Below are 15,295 nucleotides of genomic sequence, written 5' to 3'. Positions count from 1 at the left end.
AATTCGTCACGGCCAAGTTGGCCGCGCCGACGGCTGCAGCGGGAGCTAAAGCGCCGGCCGATGTGAACAGGCGCGGCGAATGGCCGCGCCCTTTCGTGGCGGACAAAAGCGGTGGAGGGACGCTAGCTATTCGACGCCCGACACGTGGTCGCCGACGTTCGCGCCGAACACGCGCTGACGCAGCAGCGCTAGCTGGTCGCGGGTCTGCGCGGCCTTCTCGAATTCGAGATTCTTCGCGTGCTCCATCATCTGCTTTTCGAGGCGCTTGAGCTCCTTGGCGAGCTGCTTCTCGGACATGTCCTCGAACTTCGCGCGAGTCTGCTGCTCCTTCAACTCGGCACGCGCTTCGTCGATGTTGTACACGCCATCGATGATGTCGCGAATCCGTTTCACGACGCCGCGCGGCGTAATGCCGTGCGCGGCGTTGAACGCGATCTGCTTCGTACGGCGCCGCTCGGTTTCGTCGATCGCGCGACGCATCGAGTCCGTGATGTTGTCTCCGTACAGAATCGCCTTGCCGTTCACGTTACGCGCCGCCCGGCCGATGGTCTGGATCAGCGACCGCTCGGCGCGCAGGAAGCCTTCCTTGTCCGCGTCGAGAATCGCGACGAGCGACACCTCGGGAATATCGAGCCCCTCGCGCAGCAGGTTGATCCCGACCAGCACGTCGAACGCGCCGAGACGCAGATCGCGGATGATCTCGACGCGCTCGACCGTGTCGATGTCGCTGTGCAGATAGCGCACCTTGATGCCGTGGTCGGCCAGGAACTCGGTGAGCTGCTCGGCCATCCGCTTGGTCAGCGTCGTGACCAGCACGCGGTCGCCGGCCTTGATGCGCTCGTTGATCTCGCCAAGCACGTCGTCGACCTGGCTGCGCGCCGGCCGCACCTCGATTTCAGGGTCGACGAGGCCGGTCGGACGCACAAGCTGTTCGGCGACCTGCCCCGCGGTCCTCTTCTCGTAATCGGCGGGCGTCGCCGACACGAACACGACCTGGCGCATCTTGCGCTCGAACTCGTTGAACTTGAGCGGCCGGTTGTCGAGCGCCGACGGCAGCCGGAAGCCATAGTCGACGAGGTTTTCCTTGCGCGCGCGGTCGCCGTTGTACATGCCGTTCAGCTGGCCAATCAGCACGTGCGATTCGTCGAGCATCATGATCGCGTCGGGCGGCAGGTAATCGACGAGCGTCGGCGGCGGCTCGCCCGGCGCCGCGCCCGAGAAGTGCCGCGAATAGTTCTCGATGCCCTTGCAAAAACCGAGCTCCTGCAGCATTTCGAGGTCAAAGCGGGTGCGCTGCTCGAGGCGCTGCGCCTCGACGAGCTTGCCTTGGCTATAGAAGAATTCGAGGCGCTCGCGCAGCTCGGCCTTGATCGTTTCGACGGCGCGCAGCACGGTATCGCGCGGCGTCACGTAGTGCGACGACGGATACACGGTAAAGCGCGGAATTTTCTGTCGCACGCGGCCGGTGAGCGGATCGAATAGCTGCAGTGTTTCGATTTCGTCGTCGAACAGCTCGACGCGCACCGCCATCTCGGCGTGCTCGGCCGGGAAGATATCGATCGTGTCGCCGCGCACGCGGAACGAGCCGCGCTGGAAGTCGGCTTCGTTGCGGCTGTACTGCATCGCGATCAGCCGCGCGATGACGTCGCGCTGGCCGAGCCGATCGCCGGTGCGCAGCGTCAGGATCATCTTGTGGTATTCGGACGGATTGCCGATACCGTAAATCGCCGACACCGTCGCGACGATCACCACGTCGCGCCGCTCCATCAGGCTCTTGGTCGCCGACAGCCGCATCTGCTCGATATGCTCGTTGATCGACGAGTCTTTCTCGATGAACAGATCGCGCTGCGGCACATACGCTTCCGGCTGGTAGTAGTCGTAGTACGAAACGAAGTACTCGACCGCGTTGCGCGGAAAGAACTCGCGGAACTCCGAATACAGCTGCGCGGCGAGCGTCTTGTTCGGCGCGAACACGATCGCCGGGCGGCCGAGCCGCGCGATCGTGTTGGCCATCGTGAAAGTCTTGCCGGAGCCGGTCACGCCGAGCAGCGTCTGGAACGCGAGACCGTCGCCGACGCCTTCGACGAGCGTGTCGATGGCCGTGGGCTGGTCGCCGGCGGGCGGATACGGCTGGTAGAGCTTGAACGGTGAACCTTCGAACGCGATGAATTTTGATTCGTCGAGCGTATCGTCGGCTTCAGTCAGATGGTGTTCGGACATGAGGGGCGGCACCGGGCCTTGGGCAAAGAATCATTCTAACGGGTTGCGGAAAGCGAAGATCGAGCGGGCTTACGCAGGGCGGCCCTGGGCGCCGGTGTGTTGTGGCCCTTTGCGGACTTGCGCGCCCTGACGGGGTTTACCGCGAACTCCCATGCCGGGCTGTGTCCTCCACGCCAGGCGTCATCGTGGCGCAATCAGCGCCAATGGACAGCGCACCTCGGCCTGGTCGCGCCGTCGACATCGCCACGCCCCGCTCGAATTCCTTACGGCCACATGGCTCTCCAGTGCCTGTTTTTCAAGCAAATAATCGCCTTTTGCCCGTCTGGTCGTCCGAAAAAAGCGCCCGGATTCGTTACAATGCGAAGTTGCGCTCGCTCGCCGCTGTCCATAGGCCGTCCCCGATTTTCGCGTTTCGTCGAACTCACGCCCACCCGCGAAACGCCGCCGACGCCCCAGATGGAGCCGCTCGCGCGCGAAGCCGCCCTCTTTTCACTACTGCTGCCCACCCATCATGTCTCTGTTCTCCGCCGTCGAACTTGCTCCCCGCGACCCGATTCTGGGCCTGAACGAAGCTTTCAACGCCGATACGCGCGCCACCAAGGTCAACCTCGGCGTTGGCGTGTACTTCAATGAAGAAGGCAAGATTCCGCTGCTGCGCGCCGTGCGCGAGGCGGAAAAGGCTCGCGTCGAAGCCGCGCTGCCGCGTGGCTATCTGCCGATCGAAGGTATCGCCGCTTACGATGCCGCCGTGCAAAAGCTGCTGCTCGGCAACGACTCGCCGCTGATCGCGGCCGGCCGCGTCGTCACGGCGCAGGCGCTGGGCGGCACGGGCGCGCTGAAGATCGGCGCGGACTTCCTGAAGCGCGTGAATCCGAATAGCAAGGTCGCGATCAGCGATCCGAGCTGGGAAAATCACCGCGCGCTGTTCGAAGGCGCGGGCTTCGTCGTCGAATCGTATCCGTACTATGACGCGCAGACGCATGGCGTGAACTTCGACGGCATGTTGAGCGCGCTGAACAGCTATGAGGCGGGCACGATCGTCGTGCTGCACGCGTGCTGCCATAACCCGACCGGCGTCGACCTGAGCATCGCGCAGTGGAAGCAGGTCGTCGAGGTCGTCAAGGCGCGCAACCTCGTGCCGTTCCTCGATATCGCCTACCAGGGCTTCGGCGACAACATCGAAGCGGACGCGGCAGCCGTGCGTCTGTTCGCGGCGCAGGAACTGAACGTGTTCGTGTCTTCGTCGTTCTCGAAGTCGTTCTCGCTGTACGGCGAGCGCGTCGGCGCACTGTCGATCATCACCGCGAGCAAGGAAGAAGCGGCGCGCGTGCTGTCGCAACTGAAACGCGTGATCCGCACCAACTACTCGAACCCGCCGACGCACGGCGGCTCGGTAGTCGCGGCCGTGCTCGCATCGCCGGAACTGCGCGCGACGTGGGAAAGCGAACTGGGCGAAATGCGCGAGCGCATCCGCGCGATGCGCAATGGTCTCGTCGAGCGTCTGAAGGCAAGCGGCGTTGATCGTGACTTCGGCTTCGTGAACGCCCAGCGCGGCATGTTCTCGTACTCGGGTCTGACGGCACCGCAAGTGGACCGTCTGCGCGAAGAGTTCGGTATCTATGCGGTCAGCACGGGCCGCATCTGCGTGGCTGCGCTCAATACGCGCAACCTCGACGTCGTCGCCACCGCGATTGCTCACGTGCTGAAGTAAGGCGATTCACAGCGCGGAGGTTTGCCGTGCAAGTGCAGCAGGTTCGCCGCTGCCACCGCCTGTAAAAACGGCGCCCTTTTCTGAAAGGGCGCCGTTTTTTTGTTTTCTGACGGTTCGGCCTTGGTTGGCGCAGCGTCGGGGCTCTCCGCGAGGAATCAGCGCGAATCCCGATGAATATCGTGGGTGACGAACCCGGCATCGTTTTCCGGCATATCGAGCCAGTCGGGCTGCTCGAGAGAACGGAGAATATCTTCGAGACCGCTTCGCCAATGCTCGCGCATCGTCGACAGACCGAATTGAAAGTCCTTGTAGTGTCCTTCGTATTCCTTGTGCCGGTAGATCAGGTGAATCACGTTGTAGCGCTTTGAACACGACAGATCTTCGGCCAGCTTGCACCACGGATCGTCGCGTTGGTCTTCTGGCACACGGTCCAGCACCTCGCGCAGTACGTGGCGGAAACGCTGCGAGCGCTGCAGCATGTCGGTCACGAGACGCGTACGGCTCGAATACTGGATGTCTTTCATGCGGCCCTGCACGTCGGTGAGGTTGTCCGGCACCGGCCCGATCGCGCTCCATAGGTCGACCTGAAACGCGAGCGTGTCGCGACGCGGCGTGGACTGGAGCATCTCGTAGAGCGGCGTATTCGACATCAGGCCGCCGTCCCAGTAGAACTGACCGTCGATCTCGACGGCCGCGAAGCCCGGCGGCAACGCGCCAGACGCTATGAAATGCTCGGGCCTGAGCGTGGTGTGGGTATTGTCGAAGTACGCGAAATTGCCCGTGCCGCAATTCACCGCGCCCACCGACACGCGTATTCCGCCGGAATTAATCCGGTCGAAATCACACAGCGACTCGAGCGTGGCCTTCAGCGGCGTGGTGTCGTAGTAGCTCGCCAATTGCGGCGGACCGGACACCGTGGGCAACGGCGGTGGGAAACGCGGCACGAAAAAGCCCTTTTGCCCTTCGACGATCGCGCTCATTGCCTGCGCTGCCGTAAATGCCTTGCGCACCGCTTCGCTCGAATTGAACAGCAGGTGCTCGATCGGAGCCGGCAAGGGCGCCCCGAACGCCGGCTGGCAGATCGTCTCCCAGAATTGCAGCAGACGCTCGACGCGTCGTTCCGGTGGATTGCCCGCAATGATCGCCGTATTCAGTGCACCGATCGAGATGCCCGCGATCCAGTTCGGTTCGATGCCGGCTTCGTAAAGTCCCTGAAAGACGCCGGCCTGATAGGCGCCGAGCGCGCCGCCGCCTTGCAGCATCAGCGCGACGGTTTCGTAGTTGGGCAACCGGAGATGCCGGCGCGGGCGTGCGGCGACCGACGGACCCGCGCCCTCCCCGTCGCCCGACACGCCCACCCGTGCCCGCTTCAGATTGCGTTGCGCCATGGGCCGCCCCTTAGTGCATGTACCAGCCGTGGCTCACGACGAACGACTGGCCGGTCAGCGCCGCGCTCGGGAATGTCGACAGGAACAGCACGGTCTGCGCGACGTCTTCGACCGTCGTGAAGATACCGTCGACGGTACCGCCCAGCATCACGCGCTTGATCACTTCCTCTTCGCTGATGCCGAATTCTTTCGCCTGCTCGGGAATCTGCTTGTCGACGAGCGGCGTGCGCACGAAGCCCGGACACACGACGTGCGAACGCACGTTATGCGCAGCGCCCTCCTTGGCAAGCACGCGCGACAGGCCCAGCAGAGCGTGCTTCGCGGTCACGTACGCCGACTTCAGCGGCGAGGCGAGATGCGAGTGGACCGAGCCCATGTAAATCACGACGCCGCCGCGATTGTCCTTGTACATGTGCTTGAGCGCGGCCTTGGTGGTCAGGAACGCGCCGTCCACGTGAATGGCCTGCATCTTCTTCCAGTCCGAGAACGAATAGTTTTCGATCGGATTGACGATCTGGATGCCGGCGTTGGAAACGAGAATGTCGATCGAACCGAATTCCTCGGCGACCTTGTCGATCCCCTGGTTGACGGCATCTTCGTTCGTCACGTCCATTGCCACGCCGATTGCCTTACCGCCGCCCTTTCTGATTTCTTCAGCCACGGCGTTCGCGCCGTCCTGGTTCAGGTCGGCGATCGCGACCGCAGCACCCGCGGCCGACAGAGTCAACGCGATCTGTTTGCCGATGCCGCTCGCGGCACCAGTGACGACGGCAACTTTGCCGTTCAGATTCGAGTTCAGAGACGACATCCAGAACCTCCATGCAGTTGATGAGCAATGAGACCACGAGACCGCGCGCGGCGAGAAGTCGGCCAAACGGTATAGACCGTTCGGCGGATGCAGCGCGGCGGCCGACTTTGCTATTGTGCATGAACCCTGTGAACGACATAGGTAAAACGCACATCGAGCCGTATCTCTTTAAACTGGACGCTTTCGGGCTGAATCCGGGCTCCATTCCCGTGGCATCACCAACCAGGAGACATGCATGAATTATCGACGTCTGGGCCGCTCGGGCCTGCAAGTGAGCGAGTTGTCCATCGGCTCATGGGTCACGTACGGCAACCAGGTGGATCACCGCGCCGCGCGCGAATCGCTTGCCGCTGCGCGCGACGCGGGCGTCAATTTCTTCGACAACGCCGAAGTCTACGCGGGCGGCAAATCCGAGGAGATCATGGGCCATGCGTTGAAGGAGCTCGCGTGGCCGCGCGTGAGCTACGTCGTGTCGACGAAATTCTTCTGGGGACTCAACGAAGCGCCGAACCAGTACCACACGCTGAACCGCAAGTACCTGATGAACGCGATCGACGCGTCGCTGAAGCGCCTGCAGCTCGACTATGTGGATCTCGTGTTCTGTCATCGTCCGGACCCGAACACGCCGGTCGAGGAAACGGTGTGGGCAATGAGCGACATGATCGCGCGCGGCAAGGCGCTGTACTGGGGCACCTCGGAATGGAGCGCCGACGAGATTCGCGCCGCCTATGAAATCGCCGAGCGGCATCATCTGCACAAGCCGGTCATGGAGCAGCCGCAATACAACCTGTTTCACCGCAAACGCGTCGAGCAGGAATACAAACGGCTCTACGAGGACATCGGCCTCGGCCTGACCACGTGGAGCCCACTCGCATCGGGTCTGCTCACCGGCAAATATCGTGACGGCGTGCCAGCCGACAGTCGCGCGCAGTTGCAGGGCTATGACTGGCTGCGTCAGCAGCTCACGGACCCGACCCGGAACAACGTGGTCGGCCAGCTCGGCGCGGTCGCCGACGAGCTCGGCTGCACGGTCGGTCAGCTCGCGATCGCGTGGATTCTGAAGAATTCGAATGTCAGCACGGTGATCACGGGCGCCTCGCGGGTCGAACAGATCGGCGAAAACATGCAGTCCGCCGAGGTGGCCAAGCGCATCACACCGGAGATAAAGCAGCGGATCGAGGAGATCATCGGCGACGCGCACGAGTAATCGCGCGCGCAGCGCCACGCACCGGGTGGCTAACCGGGCACGCGCGGTCGCGTACAATACGCGACCGCGCGTCGCCGGCTCCTTCGGGCCAGCCTGCGCTCTCTCAGCGTCCTCTCATCATGCTCAGCTACCGCCACGCCTTTCATGCCGGCAATCACGCCGACGTTCTGAAACACGCCGTCGTGTTGCAGCTCCTGCGCTACCTTGGCCAGAAGGACAAGGCCTACTGGTATATCGACACCCACGCGGGCGCCGGCGTTTACTCGCTGAAGGAAGGCTACGCGACGAAGACCGGCGAGTTCGAAACGGGTATTGCGAAACTGTGGGGCCGCAACGATCTCCCGCCGCTGTTCGCCGAATACGTCGATGAAGTCAGCGCGCTCAATGCCGATGGCCAGTTGCATTTTTATCCGGGCTCGCCGTATCTTGCGTGGCGACAACTGCGCGCGCAGGATCGTATGCGGCTCTTCGAATTGCACAGCACCGAAATCGACGTGCTGCGCCACAATTTTCGCGACGCGGGCCGACGCGCAATGCTGTATGCGGGCGACGGCTTCGACGGGATTCTCACGCTGTTGCCGCCCGCGCCGCGCCGCGCGCTGATCCTGCTCGACCCGTCGTATGAAGACAAGCGCGATTACGGGCGCACGCTGCGCTGTGTCGAGGAAAGTCTGAAGCGGTTTCCGACCGGCACGTACGCGGTCTGGTATCCGCAGGTCAAGCGCCCTGAGTCGCAGCGCTTTCCCGATCAACTGAAGCAGTTGCAGAAGGACAACTGGCTGCACGTCAGCCTGAGCGTCAGCAATCCGCCGGAAGACGGCTATGGGCTGTTCGGTAGCGGCATGTTCATCCTGAATCCGCCGTATACGCTCGCCAAGACGCTGAAGGATCAGATGCCATGGCTCGTCAAAACGCTCGGCGAGGACAAGGCTGCGACGTTCAAGGTCGAATATCGCGGCAATTGAACGTGATGAGCGGCGCGTGAGCGTGCCGCGCGCGGTTCCCGGTCACCTGTCTTGCGCAACCCGATCTCCGCATACGCTCACTTGAACTGCGCGGCCGCCTTGCTCGCGAACTGGTTCGTATAGGTAGCACTCAGATCGATCTTCTTCGGATCGAGCCGGCTATCGAACGACGACAACGCGCGCAGCGACGTCGCCGGGCCATCAGCGGGCATCAGTCCGTCCGGCGAATACGCGTCGCGCACGTTGTGAAAGGCGTCGAGATAGAGCGTCGGGTCGCCCAATAGATAGGCTTGCGGCACCATCTTCAGCAGATCCGCGTCGCTCGCGGTCTGCAGCCAATGATTCGCACGCACGATCGCGTTGGTCAGCGCCTGCGTTGTCTTCGGATTTTTCTGGATGAAGCTTTCGGCCGCGTAAAGCGTCGCCGCGGGCATCATGCCGCCGAACACCTCCTGCGTGCCTTTCACCGTGCGCGTATCGACAAGCACCTTGATGGCGCCGCTACGCGTGAGCTTGGTCATCATTGGATCGACATTGGACAGCGCGTCGATCTGCCCACTGCCCACTGCGGCCAGCACCGTCGCGCCGCTGCCGACACCGATCGCCGAAATGTCGCTGCGCTGCACGCCGGCCTTGCGCAACGCAACGGTGAGCACGAGATCCGTCGACGAACCCGGTGCGCTCACGCCGACCTTCGCGCCTTTGAAGTCCGCGAGCGACTTGATCTGATTGGCCTTCGACTTCACCACGCCGATCACGATCTGCGGTGCGCGGCCCATCAACACGAACGCGCGATAGTGCTGACCCTTCGCCTGCATGAACAACGTGTGCTCGAACGCGCCCGCGCCGACTTCGGCGCTGCCGCCCACCACCGCTTCGAGCGCTTTCGAGCCGCCTGCGAAATCTTCGAGCGTGACGTTCAGGCCTTCGTCCTTGAAGTAGCCGAGCTGCTGTGCGGCGAGGACCGGCAGATAGTACAGGCCAGGTAAGCCGCCGACGGCCATCGTCAGTGACGGCATTTCCGGCGTGTCCTTCGCGAACCCAGCGCCGGGCAACGCAGCCAGTGCGAGCAGCATCACGCAGGCGCGCGTCGCACGCTGCATCCATTGATTGAGCATGGTGACGTCTCCTTGTTGTGTTTTCCGTTCGAAGCAGTGACGCAGGCGCACATGCCGAGATCGAAGCTCACGGCGGCGAGGCGCGCAACGATTGTCGTCGGACGGTTTCACGGACGCCATGCGCCCAAACCCGAATGAGATTGTCGGGTGCGAGGCAAGCTGGCGTATGGGGGAGAAACGGGACCGCGCAGAAGCACCGACGACGATCTCTCGCGCCGTCGGTGCCTATTGCGGAAGGGGCACCGCTCGAGGCACCGGCCGCGGCACGCCACCACCCGCCGGCAATTGGATATACGGCGCGACCACGAACGGCGGCGACGATTCCGGAGGCAGCTCGACCGGTGCCGCGATCGGCGGCGCGGCGACGATCGGCTCCGGCGCAGGCGGCGAGCTCAGCAGTACGGTACCGCTCTGGCCATTATTGACGCCGCCAAGCGTATCGAGGATCACGGGGGGACGCCCGTTATCGGACACTGCGAATGCGTCCGACGCGGCGCAGAGGGCGGCGAGCGTCGCCATGGCGGCCACGGCCATCACGGCTCGGAAAGTTTGCAGCGAACGGACGGAGGACATGGACAGCCCGATTGGTTATGAATGCCGTCTTGTGCGAAAAACGCCATACATTACCGCGGGCCGCGTTACGAAGCTAGTCGATATTCGCCATCAGCAGCTTTCTTGCGCCGTTCACTCGAAAAAACGTCGAAGGCACACGCGGATTTCGATGTCCAGATACGACAAAGCCCCGCTTTGACGGGGCTCGACATTGGTACTGCACGGCCGCGCAAAAGCAAGCGCCGCCAGGTCAAACTCAAAGCGGAAACTTACAGCGAATAGCCGTTGGTTTCGAGCGAACGGATGCGCTGTTCGAGCTGAACGATATCCGACGACGAGGCGAGATATGCCTCACGACGGCTACGTTCCGCGGTTTCGAACCAGCTGCTGAGCTTCTCAAGAATGAATGCAAACATGATGTTCTCCAAGGATCAGATCGAATCCCCGGTGATTTGACATCAGGGATTTCCCGTAAAAGGGTTAACCCGCATTATAGCCTTAAGGTGCAACCTGAACAGTGAAATGCCTGCATGGTGTGCATTCCGTTTTGGAATAGTGCACTGGAAAGGTGCGATGCAGTTCCTGATTTTATTGGGATTCATCCAGGCGTCCTTTAAGTGGACGTCATTTTCGCAATTTTTATGCTCACTTTCGGTGCATGAATCGCTCGACCTTGAGAATCGGCAGGGCTGGGTTGCACTTCGATCAGCCGCTAAAGCGGGCGGCAACCTTGTCCGGATACAAGATCGGTGTCCGCCAGTCGCTCGATAATCGGACAATCTGGCCGGTCATCACCATGGCAATGATCGGCCAGATGCGCGAGAGTGTCGCGCATGTCCGTCAGTTCGGCGATGCGGCGATCGAGTTCGGCGACATGTTCGAGCGCGATCCGCTTTACTTCGGCACTTGCACGCGAGCGGTCGTGCCATAGAGCAAGCAGCCGCCGGATATCCTCGACCAGAAATCCGAGCCGGCGAGCCTGGCGAATAAAGCGCAAGGAATGCACTTCCTGCGGGCCATACACGCGATAACCGGCACTCGTGCGCGCCTTCGCAGTCAATAGGCCGACACTTTCGTAGTAGCGGATCATTTTTGCCGTAACGCCCGACACGCGGGCCGCTTCGCCTATGTTCATGACTGTTTCCTCAAGGTTGCGGCTGAACTCCAATCGATCCTACACCTTCCCATGGTGGGAAGGTCAGCTACCCAAACAGGGTACGGCAGGCATAATTCGACTATCCGCAATCTGATTCCGCCGAGGTCTTTGCAATGACAATCGAACTCCATGTAGAAGGCATGAGCTGCCAGCACTGCGTTGCCGCTGTCACGAGCGCGATTCGCGAGCACGACGCCGCCGCGCAGGTTCAGGTGGATCTCGCGACCGGCCGCGTGCTCGTGGAGTCGGCGCAACCCGTCGATGCGCTGAAGGCCGCGATTGACGAGGCCGGATACACGGTCACGTCTGTGCGCTGAGGGTGCCGCGCATGTTCAAGGTTGCCGTAATAGGTGGTTCCGGATTGCTCGGCCGCGCGCTCAACGACGAACTCGCGCGCCAAACCGGCTGGCAGACCGTCTCCACCGCATATAGCCGAACGTCTCCGCGAATGGTCGCGTTGGATGTTCGCGATAGCGTTGCGGTCGAGCGTTTCATCGACCGCGTAGCGCCGGATGCCGTCGTGATTGCCGCGGCGGAGCGCCGTCCCGATGTATGCGAGCGCGATCCGGCGCTTGCTCGCGCGCTGAACGTCGATGCCGTGCGAATGATCGCCGGGGCGGCGAACCGACACGGCGCGTGGACACTGTCGATCTCGACCGACTACGTGTTCGACGGCACGCACCCGCCCTATCGTCACGACAGCACACCTGCGCCACTGAACGCGTACGGACAGAGCAAGCTCGAAGGCGAGCGAGCGCTGACCGACACGGCCGAGGGCGGATGCGTGCTGCGTCTGCCGCTGCTATATGGTCCGATCGTCAGTTGGTCGGAATCGGCCGTGACTAGCCTCGTGCCGGCGATTGCAGCGGCGGCGGCGCCGGGGGCCCAGGCTGCCAGGATGGACGCTTGGGCGATCCGCTATCCTACGTTCACGCCCGATGTCGCTTTCGTGATCCGACAGATGCTCGAGCGGCACGCGCGCGGCGAAACGGTCTCTGGCATCGTGCAATGGTCGGGCGACGAACCAATGAACAAGTACGAGATCGCCATGCGCCTGGCAGAAGCGTTGCAACTCGACGCGCGCCTGACGCCCCAGCGCACACCCACCGACGCGACGCCGCGCCCGCACAACTGTCATCTGGCATCGAGCCGTTTAGAGGTACTCGGAATCGGCCGACGCACGCCTTTCGATATGGCGATCCGGGAGGTGCTGGCCGCGTTTCCGTGGCAGGGACAGGCAACTTCCGTATGATCCGGCGCCTTGCGTGCGTACGGTAAGCGGCTGGCGAACCCACGTTGACGAACGGTGAATCAGGCGACAGCGGTAAGAGGTTGCCAGTTATGTGGCAGCAATGCGGCGATGTCGCTTGCCCTGTGGGTGGGCGGCCGTGTCCCGATGTCTTTCAGATATGCGTGGGGTTCGTGACCGTTCAGTTGCGCTGAGCGGATGAGGCTCATGATTGCGGCCGCACGTTGGCCAGCGCGCAGCGACCCGGCGAACAATCGGATCCTCTCTCAAGAAACCCAATGGAAAAGGTTGGTTTTCATGGAGTCGGCGCGTTTGGCTGGAGCTGGAATCCGAGGGCGAAAGCACGTCGCCTGAGGGCTGCGATGCTGCGCTGGCGCTGCTGTTCCTCATAGCGCTTCTGCCCCTGGTCGACGAAGGCTTCGCCGCGCGTGAGCATGAAGTACACCATGCGGGCAAGCTTGTGGGCGACCGCGGTATTGGCGCGCGGCTTGTCCATGCGTGAGCACAGCCGGCGGTAGAACGCGCCGAGCGCCGAGTCGCTGCGCGACAGGCTCATGGCTGCCATTTTCAGCGCCTGCCGGGCGCGGTTGGCGGAGGGTCGTGTGCCGGAAGACAGCGTCTTGCCGCCACTGATCTTCGTGGCGGGGCACAGGCGCAGCCACGAACAGAAGTGCTTGACGCTGGCAAAGCGGCTCAGATCCGGGCCGATCTCGGAGAGGATCGTCATCACGGTGGCCACGGACAGGCCGTTGATGCGCGTCAGGTCCACGCCCGCCCAGCGCGCGAGCGCGGTACGCGCGTCGAACCGGGGGGCGTTCTTCTGGCGTTTCTTGTCCGGCCCGGCCAGCTGGACGTCGTGACGCCCCAGGGGGACCAGCAGCGCCTCGGTCTTCGCATCGCACTCGAGGATGCGCTCGGCGAGACTGTCGAACATTGCGAGCGCCTGCGCGAGCACGAACAGGTGCTCCTCGCGCCAGTTGCCGCTCAGCGCCCTGATGATGTCTTCGGTACTGGCCTTGACGAGACTGTGGCGGAAACGCGCGAGCACCTTCGGGTCGCGTTCGCCGGCCACGATCGCGCGGATGATCGCCTGTCCGGTCGTACCCATCACGTCCGTGAGTACCTCGGTGAGCTGGAGGTTCATCTGCAGCAGTGCCTTCTGCATGCGCTGCACCCAGCTACCCTGTTCGGTGAGCAGCAGCTCGCGCTGCCGCACCACCGCGCGCACCACGCAGACCTCGCCAGCGGGGCGCCAGGCCGCACGCAGCAGTCCGAGACTCATGAGCTTCTGCAGCCACTGGCAGTCCTGTACGTCGCTCTTGCGCCCCGGCACGTACTTCATCTGCCGCGCATCGACGAGCCAGACTGTCAGCCCGCGCTGCTCGAGCACCTCATACACCGGGATCCAGTAGACGCCGGTGGATTCCAGTGCCACGGTACCGACGCCGCACGCGAGCAGCCAGTCGGCCATCGCGTGCAGGTCACCGGTCATCGTGCCGAACTCGCGCACCGGCTGGTCGTCGGCCGTCCGGGGGACTGCCACCCAGTGGCTGGACGCGCCCACATCGATCCCGGCGGCGTTCGGATACACCTCGTCGTCTTCCCGCTTGCGCATGGCCATGACCTGCTCCTGGCTGGTTGGTTCAGGGCAGCACCAGGGGGAAGCGTCTGAATCGACTCGATCTCTCAAACGGGATGCAGCTCGCGCCGCTCACCAATGTCACCGACGATTCCCGGACCATGCTATGTACCGGGCTCGCCACACGGCGTCCGGGGACGTCGCATGCGTGCACCAGTGATCTTCCGGTCATCACGGCGCTGCCGCCTGTGTTATAGCCCATCATCGTTTCTTCCGGAACACCGGGGACGATTGGCGGCCTTCGGAAGCTATGTAGCGTGAGAGTCGTCAAGGCCCGAGTCGTAAGATTGACCGTGCCAAGGTTTGCTCAACGGAGGGCATCATGGACGCAAATCACGTTACCGGACCAACATGCTGAGGGCGTCATCCTGGCAGTGTCGCTTGAACTGTCTGCCGCCCAGTGGAAGGTCGCGCTTCACGACGGATTCAGGGAGAAGCCGGCGGTCCGCACGGTCGGCGCGCCACAGGCGAACTTGCGACTGCAGGCCGTTCTCGAACTCATCGCGCAGCACAAGCAGAAGTGGTCGCTGCCGTCGAACGAGCTAGCGTCAAGACTAATGGGATGGACGCCCCCACCCGAAGCGGCATCAATGTGCCAAAGTGGATGTGTCGAAGCAACCACCTGACCGAGGGGAGCGCCCATCGTGAAGATTACGACAGTTGGCATCGATCTGGCGAAGAACGTTTTTGCCGTCCATGGTGTAAATGAGCATGGTCGAACGGTGCTGAAGAAAGTGCTCAAGCGAAATCACGTTGCGGACTTCTTCGCCAACCTCCCCGCTGCGTGATCGGGATCGAAGCGTGCGCCAGCGCGCACTATTGGGCCCGCAAGCTGCAGGCCATGGGCCATACGGTCCGACTGATTGCACCGCAGTTTGTCAAACCGTACGTCAAGACGAACAAGAATGACGCGGCGGATGCTGAGGCAATCTGCGAGGCAGTCGCGCGGCCGAACATGCGTTTCGTGCCGGTCAAGAGCATCGAGCAGCAATCGGTGTATAGGCAACTTGATGAGCAGGGACTTCAGGCGGCGAGTTTCTGCTGAACCCGTTGATCGTCTTTCACCGGTCAGTACGCCAACCACGATGAAGCACGGCGCGACATCAACCAGTACATCGTCGGTTTTTACAACGCAGTACGCTTGCATTCGACTTTGGGCTATCTGTCGCCCGTTGCCTACGAGGCAAAACCGACAGTAAAAGAACCTATTAGCCTGTCCGAAATAACTTGACCACTACATCCTTGTGTCCTTAGATACGTGCGGGAGGCTAGCGTTGAGCGC

The 15,295-nt window shown here is 62.6% G+C and carries 13 protein-coding genes and 3 pseudogenes; 7 read left to right on the top strand and 9 right to left on the bottom strand.

What is annotated here, in order from left to right; translation table 11 throughout:
- Window positions 1-126: 126 nt before the first annotated feature.
- Window positions 127-2,220, bottom strand: a complete 2,094-nt coding sequence (gene uvrB / locus OKW26_RS39255) for an excinuclease ABC subunit UvrB (RefSeq protein WP_184062154.1) — start codon at window positions 2,218-2,220, stop codon at window positions 127-129.
- A 511-nt stretch (window positions 2,221-2,731) separates the two neighbouring features.
- On the opposite strand from uvrB, the gene OKW26_RS39250 reads away from it, so the two are divergent.
- Window positions 2,732-3,931, top strand: coding sequence for an amino acid aminotransferase (locus OKW26_RS39250; protein WP_429356901.1), 1,200 nt, complete (start codon window positions 2,732-2,734; stop codon window positions 3,929-3,931).
- Between the two features lie 155 nt (window positions 3,932-4,086).
- Here the strand turns inward: OKW26_RS39250 and OKW26_RS39245 are convergent, their stop codons facing one another.
- Window positions 4,087-5,319: a patatin-like phospholipase family protein gene (locus OKW26_RS39245; protein WP_429356900.1), complete on the bottom strand. Its 1,233-nt coding sequence runs from the start codon at window positions 5,317-5,319 to the stop codon at window positions 4,087-4,089.
- Between the two features lie 10 nt (window positions 5,320-5,329).
- Window positions 5,330-6,127, bottom strand: a complete 798-nt coding sequence (locus OKW26_RS39240; protein WP_090803833.1) for a 3-hydroxybutyrate dehydrogenase — start codon at window positions 6,125-6,127, stop codon at window positions 5,330-5,332.
- Window positions 6,128-6,362: 235 nt separating this feature from the next.
- Between OKW26_RS39240 and OKW26_RS39235 the strand changes: the two genes are divergently transcribed.
- Window positions 6,363-7,334, top strand: coding sequence for a potassium channel beta subunit family protein (locus OKW26_RS39235; RefSeq protein ID WP_429356899.1), 972 nt, complete (start codon window positions 6,363-6,365; stop codon window positions 7,332-7,334).
- Between the two features lie 119 nt (window positions 7,335-7,453).
- Entirely contained in the window at window positions 7,454-8,299 is an 846-nt protein-coding gene (locus OKW26_RS39230; protein WP_184062159.1) for a 23S rRNA (adenine(2030)-N(6))-methyltransferase RlmJ, read from the top strand.
- Between the two features lie 77 nt (window positions 8,300-8,376).
- Here OKW26_RS39230 and OKW26_RS39225 read toward each other — a convergent pair whose 3' ends face one another.
- The 4 genes from OKW26_RS39225 to cueR form a co-directional block, all read right to left on the bottom strand.
- Window positions 8,377-9,417 (bottom strand): ABC transporter substrate-binding protein, encoded by a 1,041-nt coding sequence (locus OKW26_RS39225; protein ID WP_429356898.1) that lies wholly within the window; start codon window positions 9,415-9,417, stop codon window positions 8,377-8,379.
- Between the two features lie 225 nt (window positions 9,418-9,642).
- On the bottom strand, window positions 9,643-9,990 hold the full coding sequence (locus tag OKW26_RS39220; RefSeq protein ID WP_429356897.1) for a hypothetical protein: 348 nt from the start codon (window positions 9,988-9,990) through the stop codon (window positions 9,643-9,645).
- 248 nt (window positions 9,991-10,238) lie between these two features.
- On the bottom strand, window positions 10,239-10,385 hold the full coding sequence (locus tag OKW26_RS39215) for a DUF3563 family protein (protein ID WP_429356896.1): 147 nt from the start codon (window positions 10,383-10,385) through the stop codon (window positions 10,239-10,241).
- Window positions 10,386-10,681: 296 nt separating this feature from the next.
- Window positions 10,682-11,104 carry a Cu(I)-responsive transcriptional regulator gene (gene cueR / locus OKW26_RS39210; RefSeq protein ID WP_018418651.1) on the bottom strand — a complete coding sequence of 141 codons (423 nt, stop codon included), beginning with the start codon at window positions 11,102-11,104 and terminating at the stop codon, window positions 10,682-10,684.
- 134 nt (window positions 11,105-11,238) lie between these two features.
- On the opposite strand from cueR, the gene OKW26_RS39205 reads away from it, so the two are divergent.
- A complete protein-coding gene (locus tag OKW26_RS39205; protein WP_090803824.1) occupies window positions 11,239-11,442 on the top strand; it encodes a heavy-metal-associated domain-containing protein in 204 nt (67 codons plus the stop codon).
- 11 nt (window positions 11,443-11,453) lie between these two features.
- Window positions 11,454-12,377 (top strand): dTDP-4-dehydrorhamnose reductase family protein, encoded by a 924-nt coding sequence (locus tag OKW26_RS39200; RefSeq protein WP_429356895.1) that lies wholly within the window; start codon window positions 11,454-11,456, stop codon window positions 12,375-12,377.
- A 59-nt stretch (window positions 12,378-12,436) separates the two neighbouring features.
- Here the strand turns inward: OKW26_RS39200 and OKW26_RS39195 are convergent.
- Window positions 12,437-12,628: pseudogene (locus OKW26_RS39195) on the bottom strand (transposase domain-containing protein); the annotation flags it as partial.
- A gap of 41 nt (window positions 12,629-12,669) precedes the next feature.
- Window positions 12,670-13,995, bottom strand: coding sequence for an IS110 family transposase (locus OKW26_RS39190; protein ID WP_429356894.1), 1,326 nt, complete (start codon window positions 13,993-13,995; stop codon window positions 12,670-12,672).
- Window positions 13,996-14,657: 662 nt separating this feature from the next.
- Here OKW26_RS39190 and OKW26_RS39185 point away from each other — a divergent pair.
- Both OKW26_RS39185 and OKW26_RS39180 read left to right on the top strand, forming a co-directional pair.
- Window positions 14,658-15,010: pseudogene (locus OKW26_RS39185) on the top strand (IS110 family transposase); the annotation flags it as partial.
- A gap of 75 nt (window positions 15,011-15,085) precedes the next feature.
- Window positions 15,086-15,244 (top strand): annotated as a pseudogene (locus tag OKW26_RS39180) (IS3 family transposase); the annotation flags it as partial.
- Between the last annotated feature and the right edge of the window lie 51 nt (window positions 15,245-15,295).

The organism is Paraburkholderia sp. 32, assembly GCF_050435345.1.
Taxonomy (GTDB): Bacteria; Pseudomonadota; Gammaproteobacteria; order Burkholderiales; family Burkholderiaceae; genus Paraburkholderia; species Paraburkholderia tuberum.
This window is presented reverse-complemented; position numbering and strand designations above follow the sequence as displayed.